The sequence below is a fragment of the Streptomyces sp. NPDC001508 genome, from assembly GCF_040298665.1.
Lineage (GTDB): Bacteria > Actinomycetota > Actinomycetes > Streptomycetales > Streptomycetaceae > Streptomyces.
In genome coordinates, this window is sequence record NZ_JBEPAP010000035.1 from 38,269 (window position 1) to 52,707 (window position 14,439).

The following is a 14,439-nucleotide window of genomic DNA, read 5'->3' on the forward strand; positions in this document are numbered from 1 at the left end:
GCCGTGCCCAGCTGCGGTCGGGGCATCCCCGTGTGCCCGATGAGCACGGGGAAGGAATGTTCCAACGCGGAGCCGTCGCCGGACGTCGGGCGTCGGGCCGCGTGGCGTGGGCACCGCCGGCTGTGAGAGGGACGGGAATGGAACCGACCGAGAGCGCCGCCCCGGACGCGTGGCTGCGCCTGCGCCGCAGAGCGGTCGCATGGCGGGAGAGCCGGTGGCCGGGCCGGACCGCTGAGCGCGCGGGCGCCGACGGACGCGCCACCGCCGCGCACTCGGCGCTCCGGGCACGCGCCGTTCCCCTGTTCGCCCAGGGCACCCAGGGGGCCCCGGTGCCGGCCGGCACCGACCACTCCCAGCCGGCCTGGCCCGCGCTGCCCGCCGCCGTCGTCGCGGCGGCCGCGTTCGCGCTGGGCGCCGGGTTCTACCGGGCGTTCACCGACAACCACGCCCTCTTCCCGTCCGGCACCGTCGGCTGGTCGCTCGCGCTGCTCACCGGCATCATCGTCGGCCACCTCGTCATGCTCGGCCGGGCCCGCTGGTGGGGCGGCACCGGCTCCGGCGCCGCCCTCACCCTCGCCGTCCTGCTGCTCTACGGCTGGGTGCCCGCCGGCATGGTCAGCCTCACCGTCGTCGTCCTGGTCGGCATCGCCCGCAGGCACCGCTGGCGGCAGGGCGTGCTGCACGGCGCGGTGGACATCCTCGGCATCGGCGCCGCCGCCCTGCTGCTGGGCTCCTTCGGCCGCGTACCGACCGTCGAGGCCCCCTGGAACCCCGACCACTGGGACGTCACCACCGTCCCCGAGGTCGTGCTGGTCGCCGCGGCCTACCTCGCCGTCACCCGCGTCCTGCTGTGGTACCTGAGCGCGCCGCGCGGCGGCGGCCTGCCCACCGTCGCCCGCACCGCCCTGGTCAGACAGGGCCTCGTCGCGGTCGCGCTGCTCGGCATCGCCCCGCTGATCTGCGTCGTGGCGGTCGCCCGTCCGGTGCTGCTCCCGCTGTTCGCCATCCCGCTGGTCGCCCTCGACTCGACCCTGTGGATCGCCCGGGCCCGGGCCGAGGAGCAACTGCGCGACCCGCTGACCGGACTGCCCAACCGGCAGTGGCTGCTGGAACGTATCTGGACGGCGCTCGACGACGCCGAACGCATCGGCGCCCGCTCCGCACTCATGCTGATCGACCTCGACCGGTTCCGCTCCGTGAACGACACCCTCGGGCATCTCGCCGGGGACCGGCTGCTGCTCCAGATCGCCGACCGGCTGCGCCTCGCGCTGCCGCGCGGCGCGGAGGCCGCGCGCCTCGGCGGCGACGAGTTCGCCGTGTTACTGCCGGTCGCCGACTCCACGACGTCCGCCACCCGGGTCGCCCGCAACCTGGTCACCGCGCTCAGCTCGCCGCTCGACCTCGACGGGCTCACCCTCGTGCTGGAGGCCAGCGCGGGCGTCGCCGTCTTCCCCGACCACGCGCTCGACGCCGAGGGCATGCTGCGCCGCGCGGACGTGGCGATGTACCAGGCGAAGCGGGACCGCACCGGCGTCGAGGTGTACGAGTCGAAGCGGGACTCCAACACCCCGGACCGGCTCGGCCTGCTGGGCGATCTGCGCCGCGCGCTGGACGCGCACGAGATGCAGCTGCACTACCAGCCCAAGGTCCGCTTCGACGGGCAGGTCGCCGGCCTGGAGGCGCTGGTGCGCTGGGTGCACCCCGAGCGCGGGAAGGTGCCGCCGGACGAGTTCATTGCGATCGCCGAGTCCTCGGGGCTGATGCCCCAGCTGACCGAGTATGTGCTGGAGACCGCGCTCGGGCAGGTCGCCAAATGGCGGGCCCAGGGACTGCGGGTGCCGGTGGCCGTGAACGTCTCCCCGCGCGATGTCCACACGCCCGGCTTCGCGGGTTCCGTCGCCGCCCGGCTGGCCCGGCACGGAGTGCCCGCGGCGGCGCTTCAGCTGGAGATCACCGAGCATGTGCTGCTGGAGGACCCGCAGCGGGCCGCCGACACCCTCGCCGGGCTCACCGGGCACGGCGTGAAGATGTCCCTGGACGACTTCGGAACCGGCTATTCCTCGCTGGTGCACCTGCGCCGGCTGCCGGTGAGCGAGCTGAAGATCGACCGGTCCTTCGTGGCCCGGCTCGCCGTGGACAACGAGGACGCGGAGATCGTGCGCTGCACCGTCGACCTGGCGCATTCGCTGGGGCTTCTGGTCGTCGCCGAGGGCGTGGAGGACGACGAGACCTGGGAGCGGCTGCGGGACCTCGGCTGCGATGCCGTACAGGGGTGGCTGGTGGCCGCGGCGATGCCGCCCGAGGAGACGACGGCATGGCTGCTGGCGCGGGGGTCCCGCGGCTGGCAACGGCCGCGTGCCGCGCTGCCCGCCGCCGAATGACCCCGCCCACCGGCCCGCCCGTCAGGTTGCTCCTCACGGGACCCGAGTTGCCTCCGGGGCGCGCTTCGGTTTCGGGTCCGCGTGGGGGATTCGCCTTGCTGCCGTGGTCGTTGTAGTGAGCAGTGCCGCGCCGTTCTTCGCCGGCCGGGTGGGGTACCGCCGTCACCGAGGGGTTGTGGGATGTCGCTGTTCGTTCCGAGGTTCGAGGAGTCCGTGATCGTCCGGGAGGCCGAGGCGGAGGTCGTCGGCCGTGCGCCCACCACCATCCGGCTGCTGGCCGACAGCAGCCGGACCGGCGGCGCCCTGTCCACCCAGCGGGTCACCCTCACGGCGGGCGCCGACGGCGCGAAACCGCACTGGCACGACAACTCCGCCGAGATGTTCTTCCTGCTCGACGGCGCCGCCGACATCCTCTCCGGCGAGGACGTCGTCACCGCCGGCCGCGGTGACCTCGTCGTCGTCCCGCCGGGCAAGCCGCACGCCTTCGCGGCCGTACCCGGCGCCGACGCCGATCTGCTCATCGTCATCACACCCGGCGTCGAGCGCTTCGAGTACTTCCGGCACCTGCAGCGCATCCGCCTGGGCGAGGCCACCTGGGAGAGCATCCTCGAAGTCCAGGACCTGTACGACAACCACTTCCTGCGCAGCGAGGCCTGGGAGACCCGCCGGGCCTGACGGGCGGGGCCGGGCAAACCGTTTCACGGCCACCCGGCCCCGCCCCATAGGATTGGCCCCAAACCACACACACTCACCCCAGAGGATCGCTGCATGCCTGGCATCACGCGCGAGGAGGTCGCCCACCTCGCCCGGCTGGCGCGTCTGGAGCTGAAGCCCGAAGAACTCGACCACTTCGCGGGCCAGCTCGACGACATCATCGGCGCGGTCGCCCGCGTCAGCGAGGTCGCCGACCAAGACGTACCGCCGACCTCGCACCCGCTCCCGCTGACCAACGTCATGCGCGCGGACGAGGTCCGTCCCTCGCTCACCCCCGCGCAGGCGCTCTCCAGCGCCCCCGCCCAGGAGCAGCAGCGTTTCAAGGTGCCGCAGATCCTGGGGGAGGACTGACCATGACGGACATCATCAAGCTCACGGCCGCCGAGACCGCCGCGAAGATCGCCTCCGGCGAGCTGACGGCCGTCGAGGTCACCGAGGCCCATCTCGCCCGCATCGAGGCCGTCGACGAGAAGGTGCACGCCTTCCTGCACGTCGACCGTGAGGGCGCGCTCGCCCAGGCCCGCGCCGTCGACGACAAGCGCGAGCGCGGCGAGGAACTGGGCCCGCTGGCCGGTGTCCCCCTCGCCCTCAAGGACATCTTCACCACCGAGGGCGTCCCCACGACCGTCGGCTCGAAGATCCTCGAAGGCTGGATCCCGCCGTACGACGCGACGCTCACCCAGCGGCTGAAGGCCGCCGACGTCGTGATCCTCGGCAAGACCAACATGGACGAGTTCGCCATGGGGTCCTCGACGGAGAACAGCGCCTACGGGCCCACCGGCAACCCCTGGGACCTCACCAGGATCCCCGGCGGCTCCGGCGGCGGCTCCAGCGCGGCGCTGGCCTCCTTCCAGGCGCCGCTCGCCATCGGCACCGACACCGGCGGCTCCATCCGCCAGCCGGCCGCCGTCACCGGCACGGTCGGCGTGAAGCCGACGTACGGCGCCGTCTCCCGCTACGGCATGGTGGCCTTCTCGTCCTCCCTGGACCAGGGCGGCCCCTGCGCCCGCACGGTCCTGGACGCGGCCCTGCTGCACGAGGTCATCGCCGGACACGACCCGCTGGACTCGACCTCCATCGACGCCCCCGTCCCGCCGGTCGTCGAGGCCGCCCGCAACGGCTCGGTGCGCGGCATGCGCATCGGTGTGGTCAAGCAGTTCCGCGGCGAGGGCTACCAGGCCGGCGTCATCCAGCGTTTCGACGAGGCCGTCGAACTGCTGACGGAACTGGGCGCCGAGATCGTCGAGCTGGACTGCCCGTCCTTCGACCTCGCCCTGTCGGCGTACTACCTGATCGCGCCGTCCGAGTGCTCCTCCAACCTGGCGCGCTTCGACGGTCTGCGCTATGGCCTCAGGGCCGGCGACGACGGCGGCCACTCCGCCGAAGAGGTCACCTCCCTCACCCGCGAGGCGGGTTTCGGCCCCGAGGTCAAGCGCCGCATCATGCTCGGCACGTACGCCCTGTCGAGCGGCTACTACGACGCGTACTACGGCTCAGCGCAGAAGGTCCGCACCCTGATCACGCGCGACTTCGAGAGGGCCTTCGAGCAGGTCGAGGCGATCGTCTCGCCGACCACCCCGACCACGGCCTTCGCGATCGGCGAGCGCGCCGACGACCCGATGGCCATGTACCTCGCCGACCTGTGCACCATTCCGACCAACCTGGCGGGCAACGCGGCCATGTCGCTGCCCTGCGGTCTCGCCCCCGAGGACAACCTCCCCGTGGGCCTGCAGATCATCGCTCCGGCGATGAAGGACGACCGGCTGTACAAGGTCGGCGCCGCCGTCGAGGCCGCCTTCGTGGAAAAGTGGGGGCATCCGCTGCTTGAGGAGGCTCCGTCGCTGTGAGCAAGGCACTGTCCAAGGCCAAGGACTTCAAGAAGTCGAAGTCCGGTACGTACCTGTCCATGGCCACCACCGCGTTCGGCGCGGTCGGCGTTGCCAAGCAGATCAAGAAGGCCCGCGCCGAGCACGACACGCTGCGCCTGATCGACGCCACCGTGTCCGCCGTCGCCATCGCCACCGGCCTCGCCTTGCTCTACCGCGAGCTGAAGCGGCTGGGCGACGACGACGTCCTGCTGGGCTGAGAGGGAAGTTTCACCGTGACCACCACGACCGACCTGGTGTCGTACGAGGACGCGCTGGCGTCGTACGATCCCGTCATGGGCCTTGAGGTCCATGTCGAACTCGGCACCAAGACCAAGATGTTCTGCGGGTGCTCCACCGAACTGGGCGCCGAGCCCAACTCGCAGACCTGTCCGACCTGTCTCGGCCTGCCCGGCGCGCTCCCGGTCGTCAACGCGACCGGCGTCGAATCCGCGATCAAGATCGGTCTCGCGCTGAACTGCTCGATCGCCGAGTGGTGCCGCTTCGCCCGGAAGAACTACTTCTATCCGGACATGCCGAAGAACTTCCAGACCTCCCAGTACGACGAGCCGATCGCCTTCGACGGCTACCTCGACGTACAGCTGGAGGACGGCGCGACCTTCCGTGTGGAGATCGAGCGCGCCCACATGGAGGAGGACACCGGCAAGTCCACCCACGTGGGCGGTGCGACCGGCCGTATCCACGGCGCGTCCCACTCCCTGCTCGACTACAACCGCGCGGGCATCCCGCTCATCGAGATCGTCACCAAGCCGATCGTCGGGGCCGGCGAGCGTGCCCCCGAGGTCGCCCGGGCGTACGTCCGTGAGCTGCGCGAGGTCATCAGGGCGCTCGGCGTGTCCGAGGCCCGCATGGAGATGGGGCAGATGCGCTGCGACGTCAACCTGTCGCTGATGCCCAAGGGCGCCGACAAGTTCGGCACCCGCTCCGAGACGAAGAACGTCAACTCGCTGCGGTCCGTGGAGCGTGCCGCCCGCTTCGAGATCCAGCGGCACGCGGCCGTGCTGTCGTCCGGCGGCACGATCGTGCAGGAGACCCGGCACTTCCACGAGGACACCGGGTCGACCACCTCGGGCCGGGTGAAGGAGGAGGCCGAGGACTACCGGTACTTTCCGGAGCCCGACCTCGTTCCGGTGGCCCCCGCGCGCGCGTGGGTCGAGGAGATCCGGGCCGCGCTGCCCGAACTGCCGCTGGTGCGTCGCAGCCGCCTCCTTGCGGAGTGGGGCATCTCGGCCACCGATATGCAGGCCATCCTCAACGCCGGTGCGCTGGACCCGATCCTCGCCACCATCGGCGCCGGTGCCGACGCGGCCTCCGCCCGCAAGTGGTGGATGGGCGAACTGGCGCGCAGCGCCAACGAGTCGGGCGTCGCCCTGGACGAGCTGGCCATCACGCCCGAGCAGGTCGCCCGCGTCACCCGGCTGGTGGCCGCCGGTGACCTGAACGACAAGCTGGCCCGCCAGGTCATCGAGGGCGTCCTCGCGGGCGAAGGCACCCCGGACGAGGTCGTCGACAAGCGCGGTCTGAAGGTCGTCTCCGACGATTCGGCGCTCGGCACGGCCGTCGACGAGGCCATCGCCGGCAACCCGGGCATCGCGGACAAGATCCGCGGCGGCAAGGTGGCCGCGGCCGGCGCCCTGGTCGGCGCGGTGATGAAGGCCACCCGCGGCCAGGCCGACGCGGCCCGCGTCAAGGAGCTGATCCTTCAGAAGCTGGGCGTCGGCGAGGGCTGAGCCACCGCGTGCACCACCCGTCCCTGGGGGGACGCATCGCCATGATGCGTCCCCCCAGGGCGTTTTCGTCACCGGCGACGCCCCGCGACGTACGCACCTGGCACCCGCGACGCACCCACATGGCGCCGGAGAGGCTCCCTTTTCGCGCGAGCGCAGCCGGACGACCCGCGGAAGTTCCCGGTCGCCGCCTCTTGTGAAGAAGCCCACGAACCCGGCAAACGATCTCTTTCAGCTGCAACAGTGGTCAACGATTGCTCATGTGTTCTTTGCGGGCTGTTTCGTTCATCGACGTTCGTTCCCAGGCAAAGATCCGCACATCGTCCCTGGGAGCAGGCCATGGCAGCCCTTGCACGCTGGTGTGTCCGGCACCGTCTGCTCGCCGTCCTGCTCTGGCTGCTCGCCTGCGGCGGTGTCAGCGCTGCCGCCGCCGTCACCGGCTCCGCGTACTCCGAGAGCTATGAGGTCCCCGGCACCGAAGCGGGCCGGGCCCAGGAACTGCTCGGCGCGGGCTTCCCCGGTATGGGCGGTGACAGCGACACCGTCGTCTGGCACACCGGATCCGGCGGTGTCCGCGCCGCCGACGTCGAGCAGACCATGAGCCACACCCTGGACGACATCGCGGACCTGCCCGGGGTGTCCTCGGTGACCAGCCCCTACGACGGCCAGGGCAGCGGGCAGATCAGCCGCGACGGCCGGACCGCATACGCCGTCGTCACCTTCGACCAGCCGGTCGAGCACATCGACAGATCCGAGGCCGAGGCCGTCGTCCGCACCGCCGAGTCGGCCGAGACGGACGGGCTGCGCGTCGAGTCGGGCGGCAGCGCCATCGGGCTCACCGCCTCGTCGGGCGGGCATGTCGCCGAGGCGATCGGCGTGGTCGTCGCCGCCCTGGTGCTCTTCGTCGCCTTCGGCTCGCTCGCCGCCTCCCTGCTGCCCATCGCCACCGCCCTGGTCGGCGTGGGCACCGCGTACGCCTGCATCGCGCTGCTCGGCCACGCCATGACCGTCGCCGCGTTCGCGCCGATGCTCGGCCTGCTCATCGGGCTCGGCGTCGGCATCGACTACGCGCTGTTCATCGTCACCCGGCACCGTCGCGGACTGAAACGCGGACTGACCGTCACCGAGGCCGTCACCGAGTCCGTCGCCACCACCGGACGCGCCGTCGTGTTCGCGGGCGCCACCGTGTGCATCGCGCTGCTGGGCATGCTGATCCTGCGGCTGAGCTTCCTCAACGGGGTCGCCGTCGCCGCCGCGCTGACCGTCGTCCTGACCGTCGCCGCCTCCGTGACCCTGCTGCCCGCCCTGCTCTCCCTCATCGGCGAGCGCGCGCTGAGCCGGCGCGAGCGGCAACGACTGGCCGAGCACGGTCCGCAACCGGAGCTGCCCACCGGCCTCGCCGCCCGCTGGTCCGCGTTCGTCGAACGCCACCCGAAGCTGCTCGGCTCGGTCGCCCTCGCCGTCGTCGCCCTGCTCGCGCTGCCCACCCTCACCCTTCGCCTCGGCACCTCCGACCAGGGCAACGACCCCAGGGACTCGACCACACGGCAGGCGTACGACCTCATCGCCGACGGCTTCGGCCCCGGCGTCAACGGACCGCTGACACTGGTGTCACGCATCGACGGGGCGGACGCCCGGCTCGCCCTCGACAACCTCGACGCCACCCTGCGCACCACCCCGGGCGTCGCGTCCGTGACACCGGCGCGGTTCAACACCGGGGGCGACACCGCGTACCTCACCGTCGTGCCCGACTCGGCGCCGCAGTCGCGGCAGACCAGCGACCTCGTCGACCGGCTGCGCCACGAGGTGCTGCCGCGCGTGGAGCAGGGCACCTCGCTCGACGTGCATGTCGGCGGCGTGACCGCGAGCTACGACGACTTCGCCGACGTGATCGTCGGCAAGGTGCCGCTGTTCGTCGGCGTGGTCATCGGGTTCGGCTGTGTGCTGCTCCTGCTCGCCTTCCGGTCGATCGGCATCCCGTTGAAGGCCGCCGCGATGAACCTCGCCGCCGTCGCGGGCGCCTTCGGCATCGTCGTCGCGATCTTCCAATGGGGCTGGGGCAGCGAACCGCTGGGGCTCGGCAGGGCCGGACCGATCGAGCCCTTCCTGCCCGTGATCATGGTGTCGGTGCTCTTCGGGCTCTCCATGGACTACCAGGTCTTCCTGGTCGGCCGGATGTACGAGGAGTGGCTGGAGACGGGCGACAACCGGCGCGCCGTCCGGGTCGGCCTCGCCGAGACCAGCCGGGTGATCAACTCCGCGGCCGTCATCATGATCTCCGTGTTCCTCGCCTTCGTGCTCGGCGGCGACCGCGTGATCGCCATGTTCGGCATCGCGCTGGCCGCCGCCGTCGCCCTCGACGCCTTCGTGCTGCGCACCCTGCTGGTGCCCGCCCTGATGCACCTCCTCGGCGGCGCCAACTGGTGGCTGCCGGGCTGGCTCGACCGGCGCCTGCCCAGGATCAGCATCGAACCGCCCGAATGCCGCGCCGCCCATGAAAGGCTCGACGCCGTCGTGGCGGAACTGGAGCAGGAACAACAACAGCAGGATGTGGACGACAGCCCCGTGTGACGACGGCGCCGGACCGCGGCCCCTGTGCGCCAAACCCCGGCCCCTGTGCGTCGGACCGCGGCCCCTGTGCGCCGGACCGCGGCCCCTGTGCGCCGGACCGCGGCCCCTGTGCGCCGGACCGCGGCCCCTGTGCGCCGGACCGCGGCCCCTGTGCGCCAAACCCCGGCCCCTGTGCGTCGGACCGCGGCCCCTGTGCAGCTGCGGCCGTCCGGCGCCGAGCAGGGCACCCGCGCCACCGGCTGCCGGGCCCACCCGGTGGCGCGCCCCACGCGCGCGTACGGCTCACAACGATCATTAAGAGACCTCTCAGACAGCGTCCGTACGGTGCGGGGCATGGGAACGAAGACAGTGGACGAGGCCGGCAAGGACACCGGCACCGAAACCGAGCAGGCGGCGGACAACGGAAGGGCCGACGACGCCGCGGACACCGGGACCGCGGCCGCAGGCCGGACCGACGAGGCGGCGGAGTCCGCGGCCGCAGGCCGGACCGACGACCAGGCTGCGGACCGGACCGACGACCGGACCGGCGAGGCCGTCGGGGACACGGATGAGGAGGCGGCCGAGGCGGAGGCCGAGAAGGGCACAGCGGACGGTCCGTCCGGGGTCGGCCAGGGCGCCGGAGCGGTCGTCTCCGCCGTGCTGGGCCTCGTCTCGCTGACCGGCGGCTGGATCGGCACCGTGGCCGCCGCGCGCCAGACCCTGATCGGCCAGCTGAAGACCTCCTCGAACGCGAGCGTCGCCACCCAGGTGCAGGCGGTCTACGGCGACGCCTGGCAGACCACCGCGCTGTGGGCCGCGGGGTTCGCGCTGGCGGCGCTGATCACCGGCGTCGTCGTGCTGGCCCGGCCCGCGTTCGGCGCCCCCGGCACACCGCAGGCCGCCTGGATCAAGTCGGTCGCCTGGGCCGGCGTCTCGCTCGGCGTCATCGGCCTGCTGCTGGCCGTCCTCAAGTACTCCGACGCGCTCCTCGGACTGCCCTCGACCAGCTGAACCAGAGCCCATTCCACCAGGGGCCTTGAACCCCCCGAAAGCACCTTACGGGGGCGTCTGAGGCCCCTTACGCGCGCCGGGAGCCGGCCCGCCCGCCGGAAGATGCGGAACCCTTCCGATGTGCCGCGCCCCCCTGGCCGACGAAGGTGGAGCCATCGCCGGAAGCGATGCCACCACCCGACGCTCCGAGGGGCCCGCCATGATCGAGTACGAACTCCACCAGGTCCGCGCCGGCGAACTACGGCGCCGGGCCGAGTACGAGCGCCTGGTCCGTGAGGCGCTGCGCGGACGCCGCGCCGCCCGCCGTGCGACGGCGGCCCGCCGCCGCGCCGGCCGCGAGTCTCCCTGCGACACCGGGTGCCCGGGCCGTCATCGGCAGCCCCGCACCGCGTGAGCGCCTTCGCGGGGGCGGGCGCCCACACGGGAGACGGCCGCCCGCTCCCGGTCCACGCCCGCCCGCGCCCCCGCCCGGTCCGCCGCACGACCCGGCCGCCCGCACCCGGTCCGGGCAGCGATCCGGCCCCCCTGTGGACAACGGATGCCGCGCTGTCGGACCTCCGTGCGATGCTCAAACCCGTGGAGACCAGGTCCGTCAGTCCCGTGTTCGTCGGCCGCACCGACGAACTGCACACATTGCACGACGCGCTCGCCCGTGCCGCCGCCGGCGAGCCCCAGGCGCTGCTGGTCGGCGGCGAAGCGGGCGTCGGCAAGACCAGGCTGGTCGAGGAGTTCGCCACCGCCGCCGGCCGTCAGGGCGCCGTCGTCGCACTCGGCGGCTGCGTCGAGATCGGCGCCGACGGACTGCCGTTCGCCCCTTTCTCCACCGCCCTGCGCGCCCTGCGCGGCGCCCTGCCCGACGAACTCGCCACGGCCGCCGCGGGCCAGGAGGACGACCTGGCCCGGCTCCTGCCCGAGCTGGGCGAGGCCACCCCCGCCCACGCCCCGGCGCGGCACGACGAGGAGGGCACGGCCCGCCTCTTCGAACTCACCGCCCGCCTGCTGGAACGCATCGCCGCCGACCGCACGCCTACAGCGAGCAACTACGGCTCCTGGAGCGGGCGATGGAACTGTGGGACACCGCCCCGGAGCCGGTACGGGCGGCACTGCGCCCCGTCGACTGCGCCGAGGTCTACCCGCCCTGCGACCCCACCACCCCGCTGCGCTATCCGGACCTGATGGCGGAGGCCGCCGTCGCCGGACGAAGGTGCGGTGAGCGCGAACGCGCCCTGAAGATCACCAAGCGGGCGCTGCAACTCCTCGAGGACGAGGACGACCCGCTGCGCGCCGCCTGGTTCTGGACCCAGCGCTCCGGCCTCGTCCAGGCGCTGGGACGCGGCGACGGACGGCATGAACTGGCCATCGCCGAGCAACTGGTGCGCGGACTGCCCCCCTCCGAGGTGCACGCCGATGTGCTCGCCGGCATCGCCAACTGGGCGATGCTGCACGAGCCGGGCCCCGACGCCCTGGCCGCAGCCGAACGGGCCGTCGAGTACGCCCGCATGGTCGACGCCCGCGAGATCGAACTGGACGCGTGCATCACCCTCGGCACCCTCAGGGTCGACGCGGGCGGCGTCGAGGCCGGACTCGCCGAGCTGCGCCGGGTCAAGGACCGGTCCGTGCGGGAGGGCTACACCCATGTCGCGGGCCGTGCCTAGGTGAATCTGCCCGCCGAACTCGACGCGGTCGGCCGCTCCCGGGAAGCCGTCCCCATCCTGGACGAAGGGATCGACTACACCCGGACGTTCGGCCTGCTCGGCTCCGAGGCCCTGCTGTGGGCCAACCTCGCCGAGTCCCAGTACGCCCTCGGCAACTGGGCCGGGCCGCATCCGCCGCCGCGAACGCGACCCGCCGCGGCCCCAGCGCCAAGCCCCTGGGCTCGGCCGCGCTGTCCCTGGCGCGCCTCGCCCTCGGCCGCGGCGACCCAGCCGAGGCCGCCCGCCAGCTCACCGCGGCCCGCGGCTACTTCGGTACCCGCGACGTCATGCCCCAGCAGTGGCTGCCGCTGGCCCGCGTCGCGGTCGGCCTCGCCGCCGCGGAGGGCCGCGTGCTCGACGTCCGCGCCGAACTGCACCACGCCCTGGACGCCGGTGTCCCGCCCGGCAGCCACCGCTACGCCTGGCCGCTGGTCCGGGCCGCCGCCACCGCGGAGGCCGACGCCCGCGCCCTGCCCGCGGCGGAACCCGGCCGGGCGGAAGCCCTCGACCGCATCGCCACCGCGGCCAAGAAGCTCACCACCGGCGCACCCGTATGGCTCGCCCACGACGCATGGGTCCGCGCCGAACTGCGCCGCGCCGCGGGCGAGGACACCCCCGAGATCTGGTCCGAGGCGGTCACCGCCTTCGAGTCCCTGGACCGCCCCTACGACCTCGCTCGTGTCCGCCACCGGCTCGCGGCGGCCCTGCTGTCCCCGGGCGGCAGACGCCCGGGAGACCCGCCCGCCGGCGGGGACGGCGAGCGGGACCGCGCCACGCAGCTGCTTCGGCTGGCCGGAGCCGTCGCCGATCACCTGGGCGCCCGCCCGCTCGCCGACTCCGTGGCGCTCCTCGCCCAGCGCGCCCGCCTCGTGCTGACCCGCACCCCGCGGTGGACGCCCGCCCCGGCCGACCCGGTCGAGGCGCTGGGCCTGACCAGCCGGGAGCGCGATGTGCTCCGCCTGGTCACCGCCGGCCGCACCAACCGTCAGATCGCCGAGGAGCTGTTCATCTCCCCGAAGACCGCGAGCGTCCATGTCTCCAACATCCTGGGCAAGCTCGGAGTCTCGGGACGGGGCGAGGCGGCGGCGGTGGCCCATCGGCTGGAGCTGTTCCCGCCGCCGCCCGGGGCGGACGACCGGCTCACCGCACGGCCACGGCCGTAGCCGACGGCAGCCGGCAGGCAGCGGGCGGGCCGGGGCGCCCGGCCGCCGTCGCGTCATGTCACCTTGAGTTCCAGGATCCGGTCGTCTTCCTTCTTCGGCTTGCCCCGGCCGTCCGTGTTGCTCGTGACCAGCCACAGCCTGTCGCCGCCCGCCGCGACGACGGTACGGAGCCGGCCGTAGGTGCCCTTCAGGAACGCCTGGGGTGCCGCGGCGGCCTCCGTGCCCTTCAGCGGGATGCGCCACAGCCGCTGGCCTCTGAGCCCGGCCATCCAGACGGACCCGTTCACATAGGCGATGCCGCTGGGGGAGGCGACGTCCGTGTGCCACTGGGCCAGCGGGTTGTGGAACCGGGGGTCCGACGACTTGCCCTCGGCGTCCGGCCAGCCGTAGTTGTCGCCCGGCTTGATCGCGTTCAGCTCGTCCCAGGTGTCCTGGCCGAACTCCGAGGCGAACAGGCGCTGTCGGTCGTCCCACGCGAGGCCCTGCACATTGCGGTGGCCGTAGCTGTACACGACGGAGTTCTCGAACGGGTTGCCGGGGGCGGGCTCGCCCTCCGGGGTCATCCGCAGGATCTTGCCGCCCAGGGACTTCACATCCTGGGACAGACCCCGCTCGCCGCTCTCGCCCGTGCCCGCGTACAGCATGCCGTCCGGGCCGAAGGCGATGCGGCCGCCGTTGTGGATGTAGCCCTTGGGGATGCCCCGGAAGACCGTGTCGGGCGCGCCGAGCTGTTCGCCGGGCGGCTTCCGCTCGTCGTACAGCATCCGCACGATCCGGTTGTCGGAGGCCGAGGTGAAGTACGCGTAGACCATGTGGTCCGAGGCGTAGCCGGGGGAGAGGGCGAGGCCCAGGAGACCGCCCTCGCCGGCCGGGGACACCCCGGAGACCTTGCCCAGCTCGGTCTGCTTGCCCGTCTTCTCGTCGACCCGGGTGATCGTCCCGTCGTCCCGGGAGGAGACGAGCAGGCCGCCGCCGGGCAGGGGGGCCAGGCCCCAAGGCGACTTCAGATGCTCCGTGACCGTCCGCACCACCTTCACCGAGCCCTTGGCGGGCGGGGCCGGTGCGGTCGACCCCGCGGACGGGGCGGCGCCGGACGTCGTCCCCCGAGCGGTCGTACTCCCGTCCCCGCCCGGTGGGCCGCCTCCGTCGGAGGAGCAGCCGGCCGTCAGCAGGAGCGCGGTTGCGGCCAGCACGGCCGACACGACTCGACATTGCACGATCATGGTCCCTTCGACGCGGTGGTTCCGGCGGCGGTTCTCTATCTCTTACACCGCTCGCCCCGCCCGGGTTCCCATACGGCCGCGGATCCGCGG

10 protein-coding genes and 1 pseudogene are annotated in these 14,439 nt (G+C 72.9%); 10 read left to right on the forward strand and 1 reads right to left on the reverse strand.

Annotation, left to right across the window (positions count from 1 at the left end):
- Positions 1-137 precede the first annotated feature (137 nt).
- The 10 genes and pseudogenes from ABT245_RS27450 to ABT245_RS27495 all read left to right on the forward strand — a co-directional run bounded on the left by ABT245_RS27450 (position 138) and on the right by ABT245_RS27495 (position 13,126).
- Positions 138-2,381, forward strand: coding sequence for a putative bifunctional diguanylate cyclase/phosphodiesterase (locus ABT245_RS27450; RefSeq protein ID WP_351738121.1), 2,244 nt, complete (start codon positions 138-140; stop codon positions 2,379-2,381).
- Between the two features lie 180 nt (positions 2,382-2,561).
- Positions 2,562-3,056 (forward strand): cupin domain-containing protein, encoded by a 495-nt coding sequence (locus tag ABT245_RS27455; RefSeq protein WP_351738124.1) that lies wholly within the window; start codon positions 2,562-2,564, stop codon positions 3,054-3,056.
- 93 nt (positions 3,057-3,149) lie between these two features.
- Positions 3,150-3,446: an Asp-tRNA(Asn)/Glu-tRNA(Gln) amidotransferase subunit GatC gene (gene gatC / locus ABT245_RS27460; protein WP_351738126.1), complete on the forward strand. Its 297-nt coding sequence runs from the start codon at positions 3,150-3,152 to the stop codon at positions 3,444-3,446.
- A 2-nt stretch (positions 3,447-3,448) separates the two neighbouring features.
- Positions 3,449-4,942 carry an Asp-tRNA(Asn)/Glu-tRNA(Gln) amidotransferase subunit GatA gene (gene gatA / locus ABT245_RS27465; protein WP_351738129.1) on the forward strand — a complete coding sequence of 498 codons (1,494 nt, stop codon included), beginning with the start codon at positions 3,449-3,451 and terminating at the stop codon, positions 4,940-4,942.
- Positions 4,939-5,181, forward strand: coding sequence for a hypothetical protein (locus tag ABT245_RS27470; protein ID WP_351738132.1), 243 nt, complete (start codon positions 4,939-4,941; stop codon positions 5,179-5,181). Before gatA ends, ABT245_RS27470 begins: the two co-directional genes overlap by 4 nt.
- 15 nt (positions 5,182-5,196) lie before the next feature.
- On the forward strand, positions 5,197-6,711 hold the full coding sequence (gene gatB, locus ABT245_RS27475) for an Asp-tRNA(Asn)/Glu-tRNA(Gln) amidotransferase subunit GatB (protein ID WP_351738134.1): 1,515 nt from the start codon (positions 5,197-5,199) through the stop codon (positions 6,709-6,711).
- A 336-nt stretch (positions 6,712-7,047) separates the two neighbouring features.
- Positions 7,048-9,279, forward strand: coding sequence for an MMPL family transporter (locus tag ABT245_RS27480; protein ID WP_351738137.1), 2,232 nt, complete (start codon positions 7,048-7,050; stop codon positions 9,277-9,279).
- Positions 9,280-9,612: 333 nt separating this feature from the next.
- Positions 9,613-10,269, forward strand: a complete 657-nt coding sequence (locus ABT245_RS27485) for a hypothetical protein (protein ID WP_351738140.1) — start codon at positions 9,613-9,615, stop codon at positions 10,267-10,269.
- A gap of 199 nt (positions 10,270-10,468) precedes the next feature.
- Complete coding sequence (locus ABT245_RS27490) at positions 10,469-10,663, forward strand: hypothetical protein (protein ID WP_351738143.1); 195 nt, start codon at positions 10,469-10,471, stop codon at positions 10,661-10,663.
- 170 nt (positions 10,664-10,833) lie between these two features.
- Positions 10,834-13,126: pseudogene (locus ABT245_RS27495) on the forward strand (AAA family ATPase).
- Between the two features lie 53 nt (positions 13,127-13,179).
- Here ABT245_RS27495 and ABT245_RS27500 read toward each other — a convergent pair.
- Complete coding sequence (locus ABT245_RS27500; RefSeq protein ID WP_351738146.1) at positions 13,180-14,349, reverse strand: PQQ-dependent sugar dehydrogenase; 1,170 nt, start codon at positions 14,347-14,349, stop codon at positions 13,180-13,182.
- Positions 14,350-14,439: the final 90 nt, after the last annotated feature.

What these genes read in the sequence shown, in the direction of transcription:
- ABT245_RS27450 (WP_351738121.1), top strand. Translation starts at nt 138, where the DNA reads ATGGAACCGACCGAGAGCGCCGCCCCGGACGCGTGGCTGCGCCTGCGC.
- ABT245_RS27455 (WP_351738124.1), top strand. Translation starts at nt 2,562, where the DNA reads ATGTCGCTGTTCGTTCCGAGGTTCGAGGAGTCCGTGATCGTCCGGGAG.
- gatC (WP_351738126.1), top strand. Translation starts at nt 3,150, where the DNA reads ATGCCTGGCATCACGCGCGAGGAGGTCGCCCACCTCGCCCGGCTGGCG.
- gatA (WP_351738129.1), top strand. Translation starts at nt 3,449, where the DNA reads ATGACGGACATCATCAAGCTCACGGCCGCCGAGACCGCCGCGAAGATC.
- ABT245_RS27480 (WP_351738137.1), top strand. Translation starts at nt 7,048, where the DNA reads ATGGCAGCCCTTGCACGCTGGTGTGTCCGGCACCGTCTGCTCGCCGTC.
- ABT245_RS27485 (WP_351738140.1), top strand. Translation starts at nt 9,613, where the DNA reads ATGGGAACGAAGACAGTGGACGAGGCCGGCAAGGACACCGGCACCGAA.
- ABT245_RS27490 (WP_351738143.1), top strand. Translation starts at nt 10,469, where the DNA reads ATGATCGAGTACGAACTCCACCAGGTCCGCGCCGGCGAACTACGGCGC.
- ABT245_RS27500 (WP_351738146.1), bottom strand. Translation starts at nt 14,349, where the DNA reads ATGATCGTGCAATGTCGAGTCGTGTCGGCCGTGCTGGCCGCAACCGCG.